The sequence below is a fragment of the Rivibacter subsaxonicus genome (assembly GCF_004217215.1).
In the GTDB taxonomy this organism is placed as follows: Bacteria; Pseudomonadota; Gammaproteobacteria; order Burkholderiales; family Burkholderiaceae_C; genus Rivibacter; species Rivibacter subsaxonicus.
Genome location: NZ_SHKP01000004.1, coordinates 488,525 through 509,230, shown reverse-complemented (window position 1 = coordinate 509,230; position 20,706 = coordinate 488,525). Strand labels below are relative to the sequence as shown.

Genomic DNA, 20,706 nt, shown 5'->3' with positions numbered 1-20,706 from the left:
TTCTGCTCATTTCGACACTTCGAGCGTGACCTTGTTGATCTTGCCAGTGAATCGCGTTTCCGCGCCGATGCCGATGCCCTGGGCCACTGGCGTCTGGTTGTCGATGCCGACATCGGCCGTCTCGTCGGCCGAGAAGATGTTGGGCTGCGTCTTCTCGACCCGCCCCTCGGCCACCGACTTGCCATTGACCAGCATCGTCGCCTTGCCACCCTTGCCGGCGCCACCGCCGTCGTACACAAAGTCGAGGGTCACGGTCGACGCGCCAGCGGGCAACGCGTCGGGTGCCGCCACGGTGTAGCGCGACAGCCCGAGGAAGTTGTAGACATACGCCGGCTTGCCGTCCTTCATGTACAGCGACCAGCCGCCAAAGCGCCCACCCTGCGCCAGGATCACGCCGTTGGCGCCGCCGGCCGGGATGTCGAGATCGGCCGTGATCTTGGTGGAGCGGTTCTTGATGTTCATGAAGGTGTTCTCGAGCATCCCCTCCATGCCTTCGTACAGCGTGAGGCTCGTGCGGTCGCCCATCACGTCGGGCCGGCCAGCGGTGGCCGGATTCATGCGCTCAAGGACCCGGTCGTCGATCGGCAGCACGTTGTACTTCTGCGCTTCCTTCATGAACAGCGCCTGCATCTCTTTCAGCTTGGCGGGCATCGCGGCGGCGCGGTCGTTGGTGAGGCTGAAGTCATCCTTCGTGTTGAAGAGCTCCCACACGTCGGTGGTCAGCGGCGGCAGGTTGCTGGTCTTCCACGGTGCGCGGTGGATCGTGCGCGCAAACCAGCCGTCGTTGTAGATGCCGCGGTTGCCGAACATCTCGAAGTACTGCACCTTGTGCCGCTCGGGGGCCTCGGCGTTGTTGAAAGCGTAGAGCATGCTGGTGCCTTCGATCGGCGTCTGCACCACGCCGTTCACGCTCTTGGGCTGCGGCAAGCCTGCTGCTTCCAGGATGGTCGGTGCGACGTCGATCACGTGCGAGAACTGGCTGCGCAGGCCGCCTTTGTCCTTGATGCCCTGGGGCCAGTGGACGACCACGCCGTTGCGCGTGCCGCCGAAGTCGGACGCGACCTGCTTGGTCCACGAGAACGGCGAATCGAAGGCCACGGCCCAGCCGGCCGCCATGTGCGGGAAGGTCTCCGGGCCGCCCCACTTGTCGATCAGCGGGATCAGGTCCTCGACCTTCTCGGCGACGCCGTTGAAGTAGGTCATCTCGTTGTACATGCCGACGAAGCCGCCTTCGGCACTCGTGCCGTTGTCGCCGGCGATGTAGATGAACAGGGTGTTGTCCATCTCGCCGATGTCCTCGATCGCCTTCTTCAGGCGACCGACCTGGTCGTCGGTGTGCTCGAGGAAGCCCGCGAACACCTCGGCCTGGCGCGCGAACAGGCGCCGCTGGTCGGCCGGCAGCGTGTCCCAGGCCTTCAGGTCCTTCGGCCGCTCGCCAAGCTTGGTGTTCACCGGAATCACGCCCATCTTCTTCTGGCGTTCCATCGTGTCAATGCGGGTCTGGTCCCAGCCCTTGTCGAACTGGCCCTTGTACTTGTCGGCCCACTCCTTGGGCACGTGGTGCGGCGCGTGCACCGCGCCGGTGGCGTAGTACATGAAGAAGGGCTTGTCCGGCGTCATCGACTGCTGCGCCTTCATCCAGTTGATGGCCTGGTTCGTCATGTCGACGCTGAAGTGGTAGTCCTTCATCTTCGGCGGCTCGACCTTGATCACGCCGTCATAGATCAGCGGGTACCACTGGTCGGTTTCGCCGCCGATGAAGCCGTAGAACTTGTCGAAGCCCTGGCGCGTGGGCCAGCGATCGAAGGGGCCAGACACGCTGGTCTCCCAAGCGGCGGTCTCGTGCCACTTGCCGAACGCACCGGTGCTGTAGCCATTCAGGCGCATCGTTTCCGCCAGCGGCGCGATGCTTTGCGGGATCTGCCCAGTGTTGCCGGGGAATCCCGTCGAACTCTCCATGATCGAGCCGGCATTGGCGCTGTGGTGGTTGCGTCCGGATTTGAGCGCGATGCGTGTCGGCGAGCACAGCGCTGTGGTGTGGAAATTATTGAAGCGCAAGCCACCGGCGGCGAGTTGATCAAAGGTCGGCGTGCGGATCGGGCCGCCGAAGGTGCTGGGGCCGCCGAAGCCGATGTCGTCGATCAGCACGATCACCACATTGGGCGCGCCCTTCGGTGCCTTGACCTCGAAGCGCGCCGGCGGCTTGACGTTGCGCGCGTCGAGCTCGGTGTAGGTCGGCCGCTTCGGCTCGGCAATCGGCAGCACCGTGCGGTCGATCGGTTGCTGCGCCGAGGATGTCGTCGCGGCGATGGCCAGGACGACGCCAAGAACCGCGCATGGTAAGGATCGCTTCATGACTCTTCACCTCGCTTTGGTTTGGACGAAGGAACCGGTACTGCACTCAGGTCAGGGTCTGCGGGATTGCCGCTCGAGTCGATCGGGCTAAGGAGTCGACACCGACGACGGAACCTTGGCGACGCACACGATCCTCTTCATGGCACGCCTCCTTTCTGTGGTCAGTTCACGGCTTGGCCGATCCGAGCGGGATGGCCAACGTCAACCACACGTTCCAGCCTTCCGGCCGGTTCCTTGCGTCGAACTCGTAGTAGCCACGCAGATTCACATAGGCCTTGTGGCCACCCATCGGGAAGAAGTAGCCCACTTGCGGGCCGATGCCCGACACCCGCGACTTGAAGTCGCCGAGCACCGCACCGGCGCCGCTGTCGCCCGTGATCTGGTAGTAGAAGTAGCCGGCCAGGCCGACGTGGATCTGTTCCGAGAGGAACTGCGAGGCGGCCCAGTCCAGGTGGGCGCTGGTGCCGTTCTGGTACTGCGTGTCGCTGTTCTCCCAGTTGTAGGTGAAGCCGAGCACCGCAGAGAACTCGTGTCCCTTCTTCGGGTCGAGGTAGGTGTAGCCGCCGCCCGCATCGAGCGACCAGTGGTTGGTGCCGAGGTTGGCCAGGCGTCCGACCTCGTAGCTGCCCACCGGCACGCCCGCCATCGTGTAGGCAAGGTAGTTGTGGTTGCCGTCGTTCCACCTCAGCGAGGCGACGGGGTAGAGATCGCCGACGCTCGTCAGCGAATCGCTCTGACTTCCCGTCACCGTGTTGCCGCCGGGGCCGGTGAGCGTCGCATCGACGCCGACCTTCACGCGGCCGAACAGCCCCGTGATACCCAAGGACGCCCTGCCACCGGCGAGCGGCGCCTCGAACACGTAGCCGGGTGCGAGGAACAACAGGTCGGCCGTCACGTCCAGACCCGCCGTTATGCGGCCGCCCACCGGAAACGAGCGCCCGCGCCCTGCTTCGGTGGAGCTGTGGAAGTAGACGACCGGCAGGCTCCAACCCGGGTCGCCGGGGACCGCGGCAAAGCTGGAGAACTGGCCCGGCAGCCAGAAGCTCACGCCGCTTTCGTCGGCCGCAGCGGGACGCGGCGCAAACAGCAGAGCTGCAATCAGCGGCAGCACCGCCACGAGGCCCCGGAGCCGGTGGGTGCTGATCGTGGATGCGAGTCGTCGACCTGTCATCACGTCACTCCTGTCATGGGCCGGTCTGTGCGGGTCACCGTGCGATCTCCGGTGAGACGAAACGCTGCCCTGCGAGCACGGCATCCACCGCAGGCATCAGGTCGGTGGCCAGGGAACGCTTCAGCACCACCGCGTGTGCCCCGGCAGCCAACGCGGATTCCGCGACCGTGCGTTCGTCGTGCACCGACAGCAACAGCAGCTTGGCACCAGGTGCGCATGTACCGAGGCGCTGGAGCAGGCCATCCAGGTCGCCGTGGGAGAGCGACAGGTCGAGCACCACGACGGTCGGGTTCAAGCGCCTGGCACCTTCGAGCAGCGCGGATTCGGTGGCCACCATGAACACGGTGTCGAACTCCGTTTCGAGCAACCCTCGCACGCTGTCGCGCAAGCCGTGGTGACGGTCTGCAAGCAACACACAGTTGCTTTCGCTGCTCATTTGAGCCACACGATAGGCCGCGAGGCCGTAATGCGCTGCCCGCAAAGCTACGGCCCCGGCCACCGGAAAACTACGGGACCCAGGCACCGCCCGGACCGTTGCCGCGGAAGCTAGCGGATCAGTCCGTGCTTGATCGCGAAATGGATCAGCTCGACGCTGTTCTCGATGCCCAGCGTCTCCATCATGCGGTACTTGTGATCCTCGACCGTGCGCGCCGACAGGCCCATGACAGCGGCGATCTCCTTGGCCGACTTGCCTTCGGCCAGCAGCTGCAGCACCTCGCGCTGGCGCGCCGTCAACAGATCCGGATCGGCGGTGCGCTGCGAGCCAGGCTTGCCCGTGCGCATCAGGTCGGCGGCAAGATCGGGCGTGACGAAGGTGCGCCCCTGGAGCGCGGCATGCACGGCCATCACCAGCTCGGTACTGGCGGAGTGCTTCAACACGAATCCGGCGGCGCCCAGTTCGAGCGCACGCCGCGCGTAGGCGATGTTGCGATGCATGGTCAGGAACACAACGCGCACCTGCGGATCGTGCTCCTTCAACTCGGCCAGCGCGTCGATGCCGTTGAGCAAGGGCATCGAAATGTCAGCCACGATCACATCGGGGCGCAACTCCCGCGCCGCCCTCACCATCGCGCGGCCGTCTTCGACAACCCCGGCGAGTTCGAACTCGTCGGCGAGCAGAACCTTCAGCGCCTCGGTGAAGATCCGATGGTCGTCGGCGAGCAGCACGCGGGGCTTGTTCCCGTTGGCCATGTTCATGTTGATGTCGGCACCCACGCGATCACCGTGGTACCGCGCCCAGGCGTGCTTTCGATGTCCAGTACGCCGTGCAACAGGCGCACCCGTTCGCGCATGCTGGCCAGGCCCAGACTGGCACGCTCGCGCGACTGGGCCGGGTCGAAGCCGCTGCCGTTGTCGGCCACCGCCAACTGCAGCCCGCGGTCACGCGACGACAGCAGCACCGTCACGGCGCTCGCTTGTCCGTGTCGCGTGGCGTTGCTCATCGCCTCCTGCGCGACGCGGAACAGACACAGCGACGCTTCGGCCGGCACCGACCTGGGCACGCCGTGCGCCTCCACATCCACCTGCAGGTCGCCGCTCTGTGCCACCCGATCGCACTCCGCACGCAGCGCTTCAACCAGGCCCAGATCGTCCAGCACCGAGGGATGCAACCGGTACGACATCGCGTGCACGTCTTCGCTGAGGTGCGCAAGGTCCACGCGCATCGCCGCCGCGTCGGCACCAGCGGTGCGTTCCAGGCGGCCCGCATCGACGGCGAGGCGTGCCAGGCGCTGGGTCAGGTCGTCGTGCAACTCGCGCGCGAGGCGGCGGCGCTCGTCCTCGTGCGCGGTGAGCAGGCGACCGCTCATGCCGATGGCCTCCTTCTCCGCATGTCGGCGGCGTGAGCGCTGGAACAGCAGCGCCGCAATGAGGACAGCCTGCAACAGGACAACGGCGGCGCCAGCCAGGATCAGCTGCCGGTTCTCTTCCCAGACCGAAGGCGGCCGGAAGCGCACTTCTGCTCCGGGCGGCAGCCGCGACTCCGGAATGTCCCAGCGCCGGAGTTCGCGCCAGTCGAAGCTCGGCGCCGGCACAGGCATCGGCACCTCCACCTTGTCACCGGTCAGTTCGCCCTTCAGCATGCTTGCTGCCAACTTCGCCGTGACGACGCCCATGTTGCGCGAGTCGACGAGCGGTCCGCCCACGATGCCCCTGCCGAGCTGGTCGCTGAAGATGCCGTAGACCGGTGCGTTCGACGACTCCCGAATGGCGGGGAGCGCGCGCTCGTCCTCATGCAAGGCGCCGTCATTGCTGACGGCGAACATGTAATAGAACACGGCGGAGCGCGGCGGCAGCGCGGCAACGCGCTGGCGCATCTGCTCGAGGTTCAGGTCGCCCGCCGGCAGCACGCGCAGGCGGTCGGCGAACGGCGCCAGTTCACGCTCGATCGCCTTGCCCCAGAACTGCTCGATCTGCGAGCGGCCATAGACCAGCGCGAGCGTGTCCGTCTCGGGCCTCAGCTTGAGGATGGTGCGTGCGACGGCCGGGAAATCGAGCGTCACGGTGACCGCGCGATCGCCCGGGGGGAGCTTCACCGTTTCCAGGCGGCGACGGTCGAGGCCGGTGACGAGCAGTGGCCGGCCCGGAAACAGCTGGTCGCGGTAACGCAGGCAGAAGAGCATCGCCGGGTTGGCGATTGCAATCACCAGATCGGGTGGCGCGCCGTGGTTGCGGCGCACGAGGTAGTCGAGGAACAGGCGCTCGTTCTCGGGGCTGCTGCCGAGCTCGAGGTCGAGCGAGGACTCGTACAAGGCCACCGACTCGCGCATCAGCTGCGTGAGGTCGGTGCGCAGTGTCGTGGCGACGATGTTGTACGGCGCGAAATCGCGACCGAACGAGTGAATGATCAACACGCGCTTGGGCTCGGCAGCGTGTGCAACAGGCGAGAGCAAGCCCGCCAGGAGCGTCAGAAGCGCCAGCAGCCAGGGTCCACGCTTGAGCCCGCGGTCCGACGGTCTGTTCACCGCGGCATTCTGTCACTCGCGTCCGAATCATCAATGGTCGAAGCTTGGCTGCAACGGGAAGCTGCGCACGGACCGGCACGAGAATCCGCGCCACCAGCGCCGCACGGTCTCGGGCTGCAAGGCGCGCGACTGCTGACGGCGTAGACGGCCGGTTCCGCACTCGACCAGAGACCGCTAGGGATCGATGGCGACCCGTGGCCAGTGGTCAGTGGTCAGTGGATGCCGAACGGTCGGTTGCCGTCGCTGGCCACGCCAAGGTGGCGAAGCCAGCCTTGGGGACGGAACCCTGCCCTGCGCACCGTGCCGGCAGGCTGGGCTCCGCTGAACTACGGTGGCATGCTCTTGCAGCCGCGCGGCAGCGCGTGGGACCGGCCTCAGGGAGCGGCCGCGGCAGGCGGTGGCCGATCCACCGCACTGACGGCCATGCGCGGAGTTCGGCGACGACCCGTCTTCGCGGAGCGCTTCTTCAGGGCCGACCGCCAGCAGTTCCATCCAGCTTGGCCTCGCGCAGCAGCGTGATCATGTGCTGCACGATCGCCATCAGGGTCGCCGCGCTCATGCCCAGCATCAGCACGCCGTTCACCGCCTCGAGCGGGCCGAGCAGCTTGCGCTCGCGGCTCATGACGATGTCGCCGTAGCCGAGCGAGGTGAAGTTCACCGCCGAGTGGTAGACCGCGTCGTAGATGTGCTCGAACTCGCCGAGCCACAGGAACAGCCCGCCCCACAGCATGATCTGCACCATGGTGCCGAGCATCAGCGCCAACGAGGCGACGATCAACGGTCGGATGCCGGCCAGGAAGCCCTGGCCGCTGCCGACATTTGGCGCGTGGCGCACGTAGTGGCGCACACACCAGAAGGCCACCGCCGTCTGCAGGATCAGGCACAGCAGCATCACCGGCAGGCCGATCATGAAGTTCACGAAGATCATGGGCTCTCCTCCAGCAAGGCATCGACGGCGGCCGCGCGTGGCCGCCTGGTACGCCAGCGCTCCAGCGCCCAGACGGTCGCCCAGGCATACAGCGCCACGCCGACGAACAGGATGGTGCGCATCACGGCGCCTTCGAGCACGCTCTTGCCGCTGGCACTGTCCTCGATCGCCGGGCCGAGCAGGATCAGCGAGGTGATCAGCGCGTTGCTCCAGAACGATGGACTGAACCGCGAGCGGCGCGCGCCGAACAACGCCGATCCGGCCCACAGCGCGGCGGCCATCAGCCACAGCATCAGCATCCACAGGCTGGGCCACAGCGACAGGCCGAGCCAGACCGCCAGTGCGATCAGCGCCCCCATCAGCGTCGAGCCGACGAGCTCGCGCCCGGCGTGGCGGGCATCGGTCTCGCCGGCCTGCTGCCCCAGCGCCACCGTCTTCATGATCGCCGCCATGTAGAAGGACGGGTTGGTCAGCGCGAGCACGAACACCGGCATCACGATCAGCGTGCCGCGCCCGGCGACCCAGCGCGCGTTCTCGCGGTCGGGCTCGGTGGCCGGCGCGGCCCGGGCCGCAGGCGCCGGCGGATCGGGGAAGATGGCATTCGACGCCGCACTGACCGCGCCGCCGACGAGCACGCCGACCGCCAAGGTCTCGGCGAGCACGCCGACCAGCGCCTGCTCCTGCACCCCGGCCACCGGGATCAGCGTGAACGCCAGCACCAGCACGGTGGTCAACGGATTGGCGCGCAGCTGTCCGAAATAGAACAGACCGAACAGCAGCACCGCCGTCAGCAGCACGCCGGCCGCGGCGTAGTGTTCGAGCAGCGGCACCATCAGCACGCCGGCAGCCACCAGCCCGGCGAACACGCCCGCGATCACGAGCGACTTGAGCATGGGCAGCGGCGGCCCCGGCTTGCACAGCACCAGCAAGGCCATGATGCAGACGACAAAAGGCGCCTGCAGCCCCAGGCCGTAGGCGACGAACACGGCCAGGCCCAGGCCGATCGTCAGCCGCAGGGCCGCCTTGTCGCCGCGCGCCATGTGGCTGCTCAGTACAGGTAGCTGAACCAGCTGACGACGCGCATGTAGAACGCGGCCAGCGGGTTCATCAGCGGGTGATTGTCGGTGTAGACCAGCACGTCGGCCTGGCCGCCGATGCGCACCGCCTTCAGGCGCGGCCGCATGTCGGCGTCGAACTCCACCGCCACCGGAATGCGCTGCGCCTGGCGCAGCCAGTCCTTGTTGTTCTGCACCACCGGCAAGGTGCCCGGCGGCGTCGACTGGCCACTGCCGACGCCGCCGCCGATGCTGCGCACGCGGCCCTTCAGCACCTCGCCGGGCATCGCGTCGAGCACGATCGCCACCGGATCGCCGGGATCGACATGGCCGATGTTGTTTTCGGTGAGGTCGGCGCTGATCCACAGGTCGTGCATCGCGATCAACGTCATCACCGGCGCGCCGGGCTGCGCGAACTGGCCGACGTCGGTGCGCAGATCGGTGACCACGCCGCGCGCCGGCGCGACGACGCGCGTGCGCGCCAGGTCGAGTTCGGCCTTCTCGACCGCCGCTACCGCGCTGCGCAGCTGTGCGTTTTCGTCGCCCGCCTCGCCGGCGGCCTCCTGCGCCTTGCTCAGGTCGGCCTGGGCGCGGTGCACCTTGCTGCGCGCCTCGTCGCGCGTGGCTTGCGCGGTCTCGAGGCGACGCACCGAGATCGCGCCGGGATCCTCGTCATACAGCTTCTCCAGCCGGCTGGCGTCGCGTTCGGCCATGTCGCGGCTGGCCTTGGACACCGCCAGCGAGGCCCGCGCCGCCTCGACGCCGGCCACCGAACCCTTGACCGAACTGCGCACCGACTCGAGGTCGGCGCGCGCCCGCGCCAGCGCAATGCGATAGGGCTGCGGGTCGATGTCGAACAGCGGCTGGCCGGGCTGCACCTCGTCGTTGTTGCGGATGTGCACGACCAGCACCTTGCCGGCAACTTCGGCCGCCACCGGCACCACGAAGGCCTGCACCCGCGCCTGCGAGGTGCTCGGCGTGAGCCGGTCGCCGACAAAGTACAGCAGCAGGCTGACGACGATCAGCGCGGCGATCACCAGGGCGCCGACGCGCGCGCCGCGGCCCGCGGGTGCGGCCTCATGCGGTGTCGGTGCGGGACCTGGGCTCATGGCGGCTGGCTCGTGGAGGGTGGCGCGAACTCTGCCGACGGCGGCGGCAGGGGGGCCTTCAGCAGCGACTTCCAGTCGCTGCGCTCGCCCATCGTGGCTTGCGTGGCGTCGTCGAGCACCGGCCACGAGCGGCCGGCGTGCCAGCCGCCACCCATCGCCTTGTAGACCGCGATCAGGTACTGGACCACGCCGCCCTGGCTGGCGACCAGGCGTTCCTGCGCACTGAACAGGGCCCGCTGCGAATCGAGCACGCGCTGGAAGTCGACCAGGCCTTCGCGATACTGGATCGTCGCGATGTCGAGCGAGCGTCTTGCGGCCTGCACAGCGTCGCGCAGGATGCCGACCTGCGCGCGGGTGTAGGCGAAGCTGCTGGCCGCATCGTCAAGTTCGCGTGCGGCGCGCAGCACCACGTCCTGGTACTGCTCGTACAGCTGCTGGAAGCGCGCGTCCTGCACCAGCACCTGGTTCTTCAACCGGCCGTGGTCGAACACGTTCCACACCAGCGCCGGGCCGAGTGCCCAGCTCAGCGTGGTGCTCGGCGAGCCGATGCTGGTCGCCGACAGGCCCACCGACCCCGCAAGCGCGATCGACGGATACAACGCCGCTTCGCTGATGCCGATCTGCGCCGACTGCGCTGCCAGCTGCATCTCGGCGGCGCGCACGTCGGGCCGGCGCCGCAGCAGTTCGGCCGGCAGGTCGACGATCGTCTCGAGCCGCGCTTCGGGAATCTTCGCGCGCCCGCCCTGCAGCTCGGGCAGCGCATCGGGCGGCCGGGCAAGCAGCACGCACAGCGCGTTGCGCGTCTGGCGCAGGCTGCTCTCGATCTCGGGGATCGTCGCCAGCGTGCCGAGGTACTGCGAGCGCGCCTGCTGCACGTCGAGTTCGGCATCGTTGCCGCTGCGAAACAGCCTTTCGGTGATCTCCAGGCTGCGCTGCTGGATCGCGGCGTTCTCGTTGGCGATGCGCAGCCGCAGCTCGTTGGTGCGGATCGTCGCGTACAGGCTCGCCGCCTGCGCCGCGACCAGCACCTGCACGTCGTCGTACTGCGCGATGCTGGCGAAGTAGGCGGCGTCGGCCGACTCGATGCCACGCCTGAACTTGCCCCAGAAGTCCAGCTCCCAGGCCAGCTCGAAAGCCAGGCCGCCGGACCAGAAGCCGGTACCGTTGCCATCGCTACCGCGGCTGCCGACGCGCAAGGCCTCCGCGTTGAGCTGTTGCAGTTGAGGATAGAGTCCGCTGCCGGCGATGCCGAGTTGGGCCCGGGACTCCATGATCCGCAGCCCGGCGGTACGCACTCCCGGGTTCAGCCGCTGCGCCTCGGCCACGAGTTGGTCGAGCACCGGGTCACCGAACTGGCGCCACCATTCGTCGTCGCGGGGCTGAGTGCCACGCGGCGCTTCGTCGGCCAAGGTGCGCCAGGCGCCGCCGGTCCAGCCCTGCAGCCAGGGCACCTGCGGTGCGCTGAACTCCGGCCCGAGCGTCGTGCACCCACCCAGCACCATCACGGCCGCGGGCACCGCCATACGCAAGAGCCCGCGCGTGGCTGGCATCGGCGGCCGTGAGTTCAGTCGGCTGCGGACGGGGCGCCGTCACCCGTCGGCGGCTTTGCCGCAGTGCTCGCCGCCACCCAGCCCATGAAGATCTGGTAACCCAGCGCCAGCAGCGTCGCTCCAACGAAGAGCCCGAGGATGCCGGCAGTAGCCATGCCGCCGAGCGCGCCGAGCAGGATCACGGGCATTGGCGCATCGACCCCGCGGCCGAGCATCAGCGGCTTGAGCACGTTGTCCATCATGCCGGCCACGAACAGCAGCACCGAGTAGATCGCGGCTGCGCCCGTGCCATGGTCGCCGCTCGACCAGAGGTAGGCGATCGCCGGCAGCGTCACGACCAGTGCCGGCACCTGCGCGATGCCGAGCACGAGCACCACGCCCGCCAGCACGCCGGCCAGCGGCACGCCGGCGACGAGCAGGCACAGGCCGACGAGGATGGCCTGGATGAAGGCGATGCCGATCACGCCCTGGGCGACGGCGCGGATCGTCGCGACCGACAGGACGGTGAACTCGTCGCCGCGGTCGTCGCCGGTGAAGCACCCGATGATCGCCCGGCTGGCGCGAGCACCGGACTCGCCGAAGGCCATCAGGATGCCGGAGATGATGAACGCCGCGACGAACATCAGCAGGCCGCCACCGATGCTGCCCACCACGTAGAGCGCTGCCTTGGCCAGTTCGCCGAGCTGCGGTTGCAGCTTCTTCACCAGCGCGGGCAGGTCGGTATGGGCCAGCTGCCAGGCGGCGTGGAGTCGCTCGCCGACGAGGGGCCATTGGGCGACGCTGGCCCGCGGCGGCGGGATCTCGAGCGTGTCGTTCTGCACGTTGTCGATCAGTCGATGCACCGAATCGCCCGTCGAGTTCAGGAGCACGGCCGTGGGCGCGACGATCAGCGTGACGCCGAGGACGACGATCAGCGTCGCGGCCAGACCCTGCTTGCCGCCGATTCGGGCGGCGAGGGCCTGATGCAGCGGATACAGCGCGACCGCCAGGATCACCGCCCAGGCCATCAGCGTGATGAAGGGCGAGAAGACCCGGTAGCACAGCATCACCAGCGCCAGGATCAGGCCGGCGCGGATCAGCACGTCGAGCAGCAACTCCGAGAGGCGCTTCTCGTTGGCAGGATCGGATGGATCGGTTCTCATGATCGACCTCCCTCGCGTAGCGGATCCCGCGCCGTGGTGCCGGGTACGCGTCCGGCAGCGCCATCCCGCTGAGTATGCGCTGATCAGCGCCGCCGGTGCCCCCCCAAATGGCGCGTGTGAAGTGCTTGGCCGCGAGTCGATGCTCACCACCGAAAGACTGCAGCCTGGCCTTGGTCCGCGGGGCCGAGGTGCAGGCGGCGATCTTGGTCACGGCGCTGCCAGTGCGAGACTCCCGGCAAAGTCCCGGTTGGCCATGTCACCCACGATCCAGGTCCGACGCCCATGGAAACGAGACGCAGAGCGAGGTCCAGCCTCACAGGGGCGCTCTTGGCTGCCTGCTGCCTGTTCGGCCACTCAGTGAGCGCGGAAGAGGCCTCGACACAGACCCCGTCGCCATGGTTGTTGTTGCCGACGTTCTCGAACAACCCGAAGCTCGGCACGTCGGTCGGTGCGCTGGCGGGTTACCTGCAAAAGTTCGACCCGCAATCGCAGGTCTCCATCTTCGGAGTCAATGCGCAGTACACCTCCACGAACTCTGCGACTGCATCGCTGTTTGCCCGCACCTCGTTTGCCGCCGACCATCATCGGGTGTCGATACTCGCGCTCGGCGGCAAGATCAAGAACGACTACGACGACTTCCTCGGGACCGGCGCGCCCTTGAAGTCCGAAGATCACATTCGCGCACTCGTGGCACGCTACCTCTACCGCGTGAAGGACGACTGGTTCGTCGGCGCGCAGGCGCTGTCCACGAACTACCAGATCGTCGGCCAGAGCGCCCTCGACGACGAGCGGCTCTCGCTGCTCGGACTGACCGGGTTCAAGGCGGCCGGCCTGGGGGTGGTCTTCCTCCATGACTCGCGCGACCTGCAGGACGCGCCGACCCAGGGCTGGCTGCTCAATCTGAACAGCATTGCCTATCGGCCAAGCGCGGAGGACAGCGGCGACTTCGACGTGTACCGGCTCGACTACCGGCACTTCTTGGGCCACGGAGAAGGCCATGTCCTCGCTGTCCGCCAGAGCAACCAGTGGACTCAGGACGCGCCCCCGGGGGCCTATGCGCCGGTGCTGCTGCGCGGTTACACGGCAGGCGAGTACCTGGGCAAGTCCATGTCCTCGATCGAAGTCGAGGAGCGCCATCGATTGGCCGAGCGCTGGACGGCCACCGCGTTCGCCGGCGTGGCCTGCCTCTATGGTGCAAATCGGGGTGGCTGTTCGGGATCGGACAACCTCTTCCCCAGCCTTGGTGCCGGCGTCCAGTACATCCTCAAGCCGGCTCAGGGCATCGTGGCCAACCTGGAGTTCGCGGCCGGCAAGGACGGCAACCGCGCGCTGCTGTTCAAGATGGGATATGCGTGGTAGCGAGCGTGCGCGCCAGTGGACCGCCTTCAGCGGTCCATCACGGCAAACGTTGAACGACCGCTTCCATCGGGTCTGATCGACCGCAGCGGTTCCACGCCAGAGCGCAACTCGCTCAGCTCGCCGTCGCAACCGCCGGCGCCGAGCCTTCGGCCGCCGGCCGCGGGCCGGGCAGCAGGAAGTGCGACAGCGCCGGGATCAGCACGATCGCGCCGATCATGTTCCACAGGAACATGAAGGCCAGCAGGATGCCCATGTCGGCCTGGAACTTGATCGGCGACAGCGCCCAGGTCGCCACGCCGGCGGCCAGCGTCACGCCGACCAGCACCACCACGCGGCCGGTGAACTGCAACGCGATGCGGTAGGCCTCGGCCAGCGTCGCGCCCTGGCGCTGCTGCGCCAGCTGCACGCTCAGCAGGTAGAGCGCGTAGTCGATGCCGATGCCGACGCCGAGCGCGATCACCGGCAGGGTCGCGACCTTGACGCCGATGCCCAGGCAGACCATCAGCGCCTCGCACAGCACCGAGGTGACGACCAGCGGCGCGACCGCGACGATCACCGCGCGCCAGCTGCGGAAGGTGATGAAGCACAGCACCACCACCGCCAGGTAGACCAGCAGCAGCATCTGGACCCAGGCCTTGCGCACCACGATGTTGGTGGCGGCCTCGATGCCGGCGCTGCCGGCGGCGAGCAGGAACTTGCGATCCTCGCTGCCATGCGCGGCGGCAAAGTCGGCGCTGGCCGCGACCACGCGGTCGAGCGTCTCGGCGCGGTGGTCCGAGAGGTAGGCGATGACCGGCATCACCGAGCACTCGGTGTTGAACAGGTCCGGGTTGTTGACGCTGGCCTGCTGCGCGCCGTAGTTCAGCACGTCCTGGTTGCGCGCGATCGTCAGCCACTTTGGGCTGCCTTCGTTGCTGCCGGCGGTGATCTGGCGCACCGCGTTGGTCAGCGCCACCGTGGTCTGCACGCCCGGCACCTGCTGCAGCGTCCAGGCCAGCCGATCGGCCTCGATCAGGGTCTGGTACTTGAGGCAGCCTTCCTTCTCGGTGCGCACGATCACGGCGAAGGTGTCGCTCGACAGCGAGTAGTTCGCGGTGACGTAGGCGTTGTCGAGGTTGTAGCGCGAGTCGGGCCGCAGTTCGGGCGCGCCGGGGTCGAGGTCGCCGATCTTCAGTCCGGTGCTGATCACGAAGCCGAGCGCGGTCAGCGTTGCCGCCACGACCAGCGTCACGGTCGCCCAGCGTCGCTCGACCAGGCGGTCGAGCAGGTTCCAGGCGTGGTTGAGTCCGCTGTCGGCTCGCTCCGGGCTCTCGGCGCGCAGGCTGCGCTCGGCGGCCGACGGGTCGACGCCGACATAGGACAGCAGCACCGGCAGCAGGATCAGGTTGGTGAAGATCAGCACCGCCACGCCGATGCTCGCGGTCAGCGCGAGGTCGCGGATGACCGGAATCGCGATCAGCATCAGCACCGCAAAGCCGACCGCATCGGCCAGCAGCGCGGTCAGGCCGGCCATGAACAGGCGACGGAAGGTGTAGCGCGCGGCGACCAGGCGGTGCGCGCCGCGGCCGATGTCCTGCATGATGCCGTTCATCTTCTGCGCGCCGTGCGAGACGCCGATCGCAAAGACCAGGAAGGGCACCAGGATCGAGTAGGGGTCGAGCTCGAAGCCGAGCCCGGCGACCAGACCCAGCTGCCACACGACCGCGACCAGCGAGCAGGCGATCACCAGCGCGGTGCTGCGCACGCAGCGGGTGTAGTAGAAGATGATCGCCGCGGCCACCAGCGCCGCGAGGCCGAAGTACAGCGCCACCTGGTGCAGACCGTCGATCAGGTCGCCGACCAGCTTCGCAAAGCCGACCACATGCAGACGCACCGCCGGCTCCTTGCCGGCCTCGGCGCTCTGGTGGTGGTCGCGGATCTTCTCGATCGCCCGCGACAGCGCGTGGTAGTCGATGCGCTTGCCGGTACCGGGATCGACGTCGAGCAGCGGCACGACGATCATGCTCGACTTGAAGTCGTTGCCGACCAGGCTGCCGACCAGGCCCGAGCGCGCGATGTTGGCGCGCAGCTGCTCGGTGACGGCTGCCGAGCCGTCGTAGTTGTCGGGCATCACCGGACCGCCGCGGAAGCCCTCCTCGGTGACCTCGGTCCAGCGCACCGCCGGTGCCCACAGCGACTTGAGCCAGGCGCGATCGACGCCCGGCATCAGGAACAGTTCGTCGTGGATCTTGCGCAGCGAGTCGAGGTAGGCCGGCGCGTAGATGTCGCCGCTCGGGTTCTCGACCACGATGCGCAGCGAGTTGCCCAGGCCGCGCAGCTCGTCCTTGTGCTCCAGGTAGTTCTGGATGTAGGGATGATCCTGCGGGATCATCTTCTCGAAGCTGGCGTTGAGCCCGAGCCGCGCGAAGGCCAGCGCGCCGAGCACCAGCGTCAGCAGCGCGCAGATCACCAGCACCATGCGCCGGTTGTTGAACACCAGGCGCTCGAGCCGCGATCCCGATTGCGGGTCGAAGTCCTCGAGCGAACCGGGCGCGGCCAGTTCGGCCGGCGTGCCAGTAGCGTGCATCTGAAATTCTCCGGAGGCTGCCCGCTCAGGGCAGCGCAATGCCTTGAATGCCGCGCGGACCGCCGAGCACCAGGGCGCTCTTGCCGGACGCGACGACCGCGGCCGTGGGTTGCGGCCGCTGCTGCGGCACGGGGCGGAAGCTGGCGCCGTCGTCTCGACTGGCCAGCACATGGCCGGCCTGGCTGACGACGAACAGCGTGCCGTCCTCGCCGCGGGTGCTGGCCGTCAGGCCGACCTGCAGGCCCGAGGGCACCACGGCCCAGTTCGTGCCGCCGTCGGTGCTGCGCAGCAGGCTGCCGCGCAGGCCGTGCGCGACCAGCGCGCGCTCGTTGCCGGTCAGGCCGAACAGCGTGCCCTTGTAGGGCAGCTCGATAGCGCGGAACTGCGACTTCTCGCGATCGAGGCGCAAGGCCAGGCCCTGCTCGCCGACGATGAACAGCGCGTCGCCGACGGCAGCCACCGCGTAGAGATGCAGGCCCTTGGGGTTGTCGACCGCATGCAGCCATGGCTCCCAATGGGCGCCGCCGTCGGTGGTGCGCAGCACCTGGCCGAAGGCACCGACGACGAAGCCGGTCGAGGGACTCTCGAACCAGACGTCCAGCAGCGGGTTCTCGGCGCCCTGCTCGGCGAAGCGCCGGGCCTCGGCCAGCGCCGCCTCGATGCGCTTGAGCTCCTCGGCCGGCGTGACGCCGGCTGCCAGTCGCTTCTCGTAGTGCTCGACCATCAACGCGCCGCTGCGCCGCCCGTCGAGCTGCAGCGTCCAGCTGCGGCCGGCGTCGGCGCTGTGCAGCACGACGCCGTCGTGACCCACCGCCCAGCCGCGCTGGTGGTCGGAGAAACAGACCGCGACCAGGTCGGAGCTGACCGGCACCTGGGCCTGGGTCCAGCTCCTGCCTTCGTCGTCGGACCACAGCACGTGGCCACGCTGGCCGACCGCGACGATGCGCGAGCCGGCGCGAGCGAGGCCGCCCACCAGGGCCCGGGGCGCGAGCACCGAGGGCAGCGCCGGCGTGTCGAGCACGTCGCGCCAGCCGGCGGCCGCGCCGCCGGCGGCGCGCGTCAACGTGCAGACGGCGGCACCGGCCAGCGCGAAGCCGAGCAAGCGGCGGCGATCGGTCAGCATGGCAGGACTCCGTGCACTGCGGCTGACTTCAGCGGATGCCGGCGCCGGCCAGGGCGTCGGGCGTCCACTCGCGCTCGGCCAGCGGCTTGGTCTGGCGCATGCCGCCGGTCTCGGCGGTGAAGCCGGTCACCGAGTAGACGCCGGACACCAGGTCGTAGTGGCCGAACATGTCGGTGTACGGCGCCGGCAGGTCGTAGCTCGGCGCCATGTAGGCGAAGCCGGCGCGGTAGAGCTGGCCGCGGGCGTCGTACTCGTCCGAAGCCACCGCCGCCCACGAGTCCTCGTCGAGGTAGAAGGTGCGCTTGCTGTAGACATGGCGCTTGCCTTCCTTCAGCGTCGCCTCGACGACCCAGACGCGGTGCAGTTCCCAGCGCACCAGATCAGGGTTCAGATGGCCGGGCTTCAGCAGTTCATCCTGCTTGGCCTGGTAGACCGCACCATAGGCGTTGTACGGGACGATCATCTCCTTCTTGCCGACCAGCTTGAAGTCGAAGCGCTCCATCGAGCCGTTGAAGATGAAGGTGTCGTCGAAGGTCGTCGCACCGGCGGTGCCGGGGTTCGGCGTGTCGTGCGACAGGTCCGGTGCGACCTTCACGCGGCGCTGCCCGGGCAGGTACATCCAGGCCTTGCGGTCCTTGCTGCCGATGTCGAGCGGGTCGACCAGCATCAGCGCCTCGCCGGCGCGCCGCGCCGGGCCGGTGTAGCTCAGCTTGATGCGCCAGTAGGTGTCGGCCGTCGGCTTGGCGATGTCCCAGTACGGGAATTCCTGCGTGCTGAGGCCTTCGGTCGACAGGGTCGCGCGGCCGCTGGCATCGACGCTCAGGTTGCGGTACTTGGCCTCATAGGCGACGCCGTTGAAGCGCACCAGATGGTTCCACATCGCCTCGTTGCCGGTCTTGGGGATCGGGAACGGGAAGCCGGCATGCGCGCCTTCCATCGAACGGCCGTCGTTGGTGGTCTTTGCGGTGACCGCGGCCTTGGCCGTGTTTTCGGTGACGAACTTCGGGAACGCGACGGTGCGGTGCGTCGGGTAGACGTCGACGCGCATCGTGGGGTACTTTTGCAGCAGTGCCTTGGTGCCTTCGGTCAACTGGCCCGCGTTCGCGGCCATGTTCTTGGCGTCGATCTGCAGACGCGGCTTCTCGGCCGCGAACGGGTTCGGGCGGATGCCGTCGCCGGCCTTGAAGCCAGCCGGCGGCGTGGTCAGACCGCCGGCGTAGGCGGGGATCGTGCCGGCGGCGTTGCCGGCCTTCTCGGCGCCGATCAGCGTCAGGTTGCCGCCCAGGGCCTTGGCCTCGTCGGCGCTGACGGCGGCCTGCGCGCCAAAGGCAGCGAGCAGAGCGGCTGCGACGGTGATGCGATGGAAATTGCGGTTCATCGTGGCAATCCTCAGAAAGTAGTCTTGAAGGTCAGGCTGACGAAGCCGCGGTCGACCAGATAGGTCGTGAAACCGTTGACGGCCGTGACGGAGGTGCCGTTGTCCTTGTAGTGGCCGACGAAGTCGACGTACTTCAGGTCGAAGCGGTACTTCTGTTGCACGTCGGCGGACAGGCCCAAGGTGTAGTTACCCAGGCCCTGGTTGCCGCCGAAGGTGACGGCCGCATTGCCCTTGAGGCCCACGGCGTAGGACATCGGCGCCGACAAGTCGACCCCGGGCAAGACCTGGAACCAGGTCGGGGTGAAGGCCAGGCTCGTGCCGACGTAACTGCTCGTCGCGCAGCCGTCCCACTTGCCCTTGGCCGGCGCGGTGCCGACGGCGGCGCAGGGCGCGTAGCCGACACCGTTGAACAGGGTCTCACCGCTGGTGACCTTGTCCAGGTGCATCCACTGCAATTCGGCGCCAAAGGTCGCGGCGTCGAACAGCGGCGTCTTCGCGATCGCGCCCAGCATGTTGACCAGGCCGTGCCAGGTATTGCCGCGCGGGCCCTTGGTCTCGCCTTGCTCGGGCAGGCCGGGGGCGACGCCCAGGATCTGCGAGTTCAGCGGCATGTTCTTGCGGTACGAGATCTCGGCGCTGGCGCTCACCGAACCGATATTCTTCGCAATGCTGGCGCCGAGCAGCTGGATGCGGTCAGCGTAGATCATGTTGTATTCGCTGCCGCTGGCCAGCGGCACCCTGCCCACGCCCGGCAGCGCGGGGCTCAAGGTGACCTTGGTCGCCAGCGCCTGCGGCAGCTTGTCGGCGAAATCGCGATAGTAGAGGCCCGCCGTTCCACCATCGAGCAGTTCCGGCGTCCAGCGTGCCGCCAGGCCCCACTCGCCGCGTTGCTTCGGCTCCGCGGCGTTGCCGCGCGTGAAGCCGACGCCTTGTCCTGCCAAGGGGCCTAGCGCCGGGTTGTTCGGCAGGTTCGCCACCAGAAAGCGATCGGGGCCGTTGAACGCAAAGTCCACCGGGCCGAGGTAGGTGCCGCCCTCGGGGAAGCGCGCCGGCTCCCACTCGAGCAGGTACTGGCCAGCCAGCGACAGGGTGTCGGTGATCTGTGCCTGCGCCGACAACTGGTTCAGCGGACGGAACAGTTCCTTGACTTCGGTGCCGGGCGTGGCGAAGCCCTTCTGCAGATCCAGCGGCGACTGCGCGTACGACACGCTGTGCAGGTGGCCGCCGAGGTAGACCGACTCGCCCCAGTAGATCGTGTGACGGCCGGCTTTGGCGTTGACCGGCACGTCGCCGAGGTCGACGCCGCCGAAGACGAAGGCATCGAGCAGTTCACCCGAGGCGCCGCGATAGAGGCGCTTGGTGGTGCTGCTGAAGACGTTGTTGATGTAGCTCGGAATCTGCGACAGCGGCGGATTCGGGTTGGAGCGGCCGTTGCTGCCGTAGGCAGCATCGAACCAGCCGGCGCCGCTGATGCGGGCGCCGTAGCGCTTCTTGTAGATGACATCGAGCTCGGACAGCAGGTCCAGGCGCTTGGCGACCATGTCGCCCTGGTCGAAGAGCCAGGTGCCCTCGTCGGCGGCCGGCGTGTTGCCGATCTTGTCGTCACGGTTCTCGACGCGGGCGGCGAGGTTGGCACGCACGGTGTTGTCCCAGCGAATCGCGATATCGGGATTACCCGTATCGATCTCGAAGGCCTGCGCGCCGCCGGTGGCCAGCAATGCGGCCAGCGCGGCCGTCGCGACGGCAGTGATCCGCAGGGGGCTGGTGCCCGCGCGGGAAGGGACGACACAAGGTCTCGGGTGGCGCATGAAGTCTCCGCTCGTTGATCTGAACCCGCACGTCGCGCAGCGCGCTGCGCCTTGTCGAGTGCTGGCGAAAATTTTGAGCGGCAGACCCCTTTCATCCCCCCCTCTTGGCGGGGGGCACGGCGGGCTGGCGTGGGGGTGGGATTGCCCCGGGGCGGCGCCAAAAAGGCGCCCGGGAGACGGCGGGCGGGCAGACGCTGCC

At 68.1% G+C, this 20,706-nt stretch carries 15 protein-coding genes; 1 reads left to right on the top strand and 14 read right to left on the bottom strand.

The window, feature by feature from the left end; all coding sequences use genetic code 11:
* Positions 1–6: 6 nt before the first annotated feature.
* The 10 genes from EV670_RS02240 to EV670_RS02195 all read right to left on the bottom strand — a co-directional run bounded on the left by EV670_RS02240 (position 7) and on the right by EV670_RS02195 (position 12,273).
* The gene (locus EV670_RS02240) at positions 7–2,355 is read right to left on the bottom strand and encodes an arylsulfatase (RefSeq protein ID WP_130430184.1); all 2,349 of its coding nucleotides are present in this window, start codon (positions 2,353–2,355) and stop codon (positions 7–9) included.
* 166 nt (positions 2,356–2,521) lie between these two features.
* The gene (locus EV670_RS02235) at positions 2,522–3,526 is read right to left on the bottom strand and encodes a SphA family protein (protein ID WP_130430183.1); all 1,005 of its coding nucleotides are present in this window, start codon (positions 3,524–3,526) and stop codon (positions 2,522–2,524) included.
* Between the two features lie 34 nt (positions 3,527–3,560).
* Positions 3,561–3,962, bottom strand: coding sequence for a response regulator (locus EV670_RS02230; RefSeq protein WP_130430182.1), 402 nt, complete (start codon positions 3,960–3,962; stop codon positions 3,561–3,563).
* 110 nt (positions 3,963–4,072) lie between these two features.
* Positions 4,073–4,693 carry a response regulator gene (locus EV670_RS02225; RefSeq protein ID WP_207224982.1) on the bottom strand — a complete coding sequence of 207 codons (621 nt, stop codon included), beginning with the start codon at positions 4,691–4,693 and terminating at the stop codon, positions 4,073–4,075.
* Positions 4,694–4,719: 26 nt separating this feature from the next.
* Entirely contained in the window at positions 4,720–6,489 is a 1,770-nt protein-coding gene (locus tag EV670_RS02220; RefSeq protein WP_130430181.1) for a sensor histidine kinase, read from the bottom strand.
* A 466-nt stretch (positions 6,490–6,955) separates the two neighbouring features.
* A complete protein-coding gene (locus EV670_RS02215; protein ID WP_242616804.1) occupies positions 6,956–7,417 on the bottom strand; it encodes an ion channel in 462 nt (153 codons plus the stop codon).
* Complete coding sequence (locus EV670_RS02210) at positions 7,414–8,457, bottom strand: DUF2955 domain-containing protein (protein WP_130430180.1); 1,044 nt, start codon at positions 8,455–8,457, stop codon at positions 7,414–7,416. Before EV670_RS02210 ends, EV670_RS02215 begins: the two co-directional genes overlap by 4 nt.
* Before the next feature lie 8 nt (positions 8,458–8,465).
* Entirely contained in the window at positions 8,466–9,581 is a 1,116-nt protein-coding gene (locus EV670_RS02205; RefSeq protein ID WP_130430179.1) for an HlyD family secretion protein, read from the bottom strand.
* Positions 9,578–11,131, bottom strand: coding sequence for an efflux transporter outer membrane subunit (locus EV670_RS02200; RefSeq protein ID WP_130430178.1), 1,554 nt, complete (start codon positions 11,129–11,131; stop codon positions 9,578–9,580). Before EV670_RS02200 ends, EV670_RS02205 begins: the two co-directional genes overlap by 4 nt.
* A gap of 14 nt (positions 11,132–11,145) precedes the next feature.
* The gene (locus EV670_RS02195) at positions 11,146–12,273 is read right to left on the bottom strand and encodes an AI-2E family transporter (protein ID WP_130430177.1); all 1,128 of its coding nucleotides are present in this window, start codon (positions 12,271–12,273) and stop codon (positions 11,146–11,148) included.
* Between the two features lie 357 nt (positions 12,274–12,630).
* Here EV670_RS02195 and EV670_RS02190 point away from each other — a divergent pair, with 357 nt between their 5' ends.
* Positions 12,631–13,632 (top strand): BamA/TamA family outer membrane protein, encoded by a 1,002-nt coding sequence (locus EV670_RS02190; protein ID WP_130430176.1) that lies wholly within the window; start codon positions 12,631–12,633, stop codon positions 13,630–13,632.
* A 112-nt stretch (positions 13,633–13,744) separates the two neighbouring features.
* Here EV670_RS02190 and EV670_RS02185 read toward each other — a convergent pair whose 3' ends face one another.
* The 4 genes from EV670_RS02185 to EV670_RS02170 are packed head-to-tail and all read right to left on the bottom strand — an operon-like array spanning position 13,745 to position 20,507.
* Positions 13,745–16,198, bottom strand: a complete 2,454-nt coding sequence (locus EV670_RS02185) for an efflux RND transporter permease subunit (protein ID WP_130430175.1) — start codon at positions 16,196–16,198, stop codon at positions 13,745–13,747.
* Between the two features lie 25 nt (positions 16,199–16,223).
* On the bottom strand, positions 16,224–17,321 hold the full coding sequence (locus EV670_RS02180; protein ID WP_130430174.1) for a WD40/YVTN/BNR-like repeat-containing protein: 1,098 nt from the start codon (positions 17,319–17,321) through the stop codon (positions 16,224–16,226).
* Positions 17,322–17,349: 28 nt separating this feature from the next.
* Positions 17,350–18,699, bottom strand: a complete 1,350-nt coding sequence (locus tag EV670_RS02175) for a DUF1329 domain-containing protein (RefSeq protein WP_130430173.1) — start codon at positions 18,697–18,699, stop codon at positions 17,350–17,352.
* 11 nt (positions 18,700–18,710) lie between these two features.
* Positions 18,711–20,507: a DUF1302 domain-containing protein gene (locus EV670_RS02170; RefSeq protein WP_130430172.1), complete on the bottom strand. Its 1,797-nt coding sequence runs from the start codon at positions 20,505–20,507 to the stop codon at positions 18,711–18,713.
* Between the last annotated feature and the right edge of the window lie 199 nt (positions 20,508–20,706).